Origin of the sequence: Microcella pacifica, assembly GCF_009371975.2 — a bacterium.
Lineage (GTDB): Bacteria > Actinomycetota > Actinomycetes > Actinomycetales > Microbacteriaceae > Microcella > Microcella pacifica.
This window is the reverse complement of the sequence record NZ_VIKT02000052.1, coordinates 1-1,195: the sequence shown is the minus strand read 5'-3', so window position 1 is coordinate 1,195 and position 1,195 is coordinate 1. Positions and strand designations below refer to the sequence as shown.

Here is a 1,195-nt window from a genome sequence, read left to right as displayed (position 1 = left end):
TGTCGACGACGCTTGAGTTCTGGACGGTTCCGACGCTGGAAAAGTGAACGGTTGCGGGCAGTCTAGCCAGCGGTGTTGTCGGTCGTGGTGCGGCTGCTGGGGAGACTGTCGATGCCTCGGCCGCGCAGTCGGTAGCTGGCGCCCTTGAGGGTGAGCACGTCGGCGTGGTGCACGATGCGGTCGATCATCGCCGCGGCGACGGCTTGGTCGCCGAAGACGTTGCCCCAGCTGGAGAACGGCAGGTTGCTGGTCAAGATGAGCGAGGCGTGTTCGTAGCGGGAAGAGACGAGTTGGAAGAACAGGTTCGCGGCGTCTTGCTCGATGGGGAGGTAGCCGACCTCATCGACGATGATCAGCCCGTAACGCCGCAACCGCGCGAGCTCTTGCGGGAGGCGACCTTGCCGGTGGGCGTCGGTGAGGCGGGTGACCCAGTCCGTCGCTGTCGCGAAGAGCACGCGATGCCCGGCGCGGGCCGCGACGATCCCGAGCGCTGTCGCGAGGTGCGTTTTGCCGGTGCCGGGCGGGCCCAACAGCACCACGTTGCGAGCCTCGGTGAGGAAGGCCCCCGAGGCCAGTGCTGCGATCTGCTGACGTGTTGCCGGTTGAGCGTCCCAGTCGAAGTCTTCCAACGTCTTGCGGGTCGGCAAGGCTGCGGCTTTGATCCTCAGCTCTGCTCCGGAGGCGTTCCGAGCGGACACCTCGCGCTCCAGCACGGCGGCGAGGTAGTCCTCGTGCGTCCAGCTGGCATCTCGGGCTTGGTCAGCCAGGCGCGTGGCGGCCTCCACGATCCGGGGCGCTTTGAGCGCGGCGGCGAGATAGGTGATCTGCTTCACCGACTCCGAGGACGTCTTCGAGGTTGCCATCAGCTGACCTCACCGGTCAGGCCGAATGCGCGGTCGTAGTCGCCAAGGTCGCGGGCCAGATCATCAGCAACGCGAACCGGGCGTGGCTGCTGAAACTGTTGACGCAAGCGTGCCGCACGCTCAACGTGGACCGGATCGGTGATCGTCATCCCCCGCGCCCACGCTCGGGGGTGATCGGCGACCAAGCGTCCCGCGGCGCGAACCCGGACGCGGTGCAGGTCCGCGGTGACATCGACGAGTTGACCGATCACGCTCGGATCGACGGAGTAGTCGTTGGTGTCCAACCGAACGTAGTAGTCGCGTCCCAACCGGATCCTGGAGCGCCACCCCAA

General features: G+C 66.6%; 2 protein-coding genes. Both read right to left on the bottom strand.

Going from position 1 to position 1,195, the window contains the following annotated elements; genetic code table 11:
• Positions 1–62: 62 nt before the first annotated feature.
• On the bottom strand, positions 63–863 hold the full coding sequence (gene istB / locus FK219_RS13285; protein ID WP_152584343.1) for an IS21-like element helper ATPase IstB: 801 nt from the start codon (positions 861–863) through the stop codon (positions 63–65).
• Positions 863–1,195: Mu transposase domain-containing protein (locus FK219_RS13280; RefSeq protein ID WP_407941925.1), on the bottom strand; the 333-nt coding region annotated here is incomplete at its 5' end. The genes FK219_RS13280 and istB, both read right to left, overlap by 1 nt.

Coding starts and splice junctions, on each gene's coding strand:
- istB (WP_152584343.1), bottom strand. CDS start 863: ATGGCAACCTCGAAGACGTCCTCGGAGTCGGTGAAGCAGATCACCTAT.